This is a genomic window from Frankia sp. AgPm24, from assembly GCF_023243055.1.
GTDB classification, from domain to species: domain Bacteria; phylum Actinomycetota; class Actinomycetes; order Frankiales; family Frankiaceae; genus Frankia; species Frankia umida.
Genome location: NZ_JALKFW010000100.1, coordinates 1 through 420, shown reverse-complemented (window position 1 = coordinate 420; position 420 = coordinate 1). Strand labels below are relative to the sequence as shown.

The 420-nt window shown below is 75.2% G+C and carries 1 pseudogene; it reads left to right on the top strand.

Annotated features, from left to right (window positions below):
• A pseudogene (locus MXD61_RS05840) lies at window positions 1-420 on the top strand (malic enzyme-like protein); the annotation flags it as partial.

Below are 420 nucleotides of genomic sequence, written 5' to 3'. Positions count from 1 at the left end.
GATCCCGCCCGAGGCGGGGACCTGGCCGGCCTGCTGATCGCGGTCGGCATCGGCGATCTCACGCTTTACGACCCGATCGAGTACGGCGTCCAAGCGCTACACCGGCTGGCCCCTGACCTCGACCTGATCGTCGATCTGATCGGGCTGGCGGCGCCGCCGCAGGGCGTGTTCGTCCTGCGTGCCCGCCCGGAGACTCCTCCTCCGCTGGCCGCCGCCACCTCGGGGCCCCGTCCGCTGCACGCGTTGCCCGGGCTGCTGCGCGCGGCCGTCACCGTCCGCCGGCCGATCACCATCGAAGCTCGGGTCGCCGCCGTGCACGCCCTCGTCGCCGCGACACCCCCCGAGGCGCTGCTGCCCGCGCTCGACCACCCGCGCCTCACTCCCGCCGTCGCGGCGGCTGTGACCCGTGTCCTCACCGCC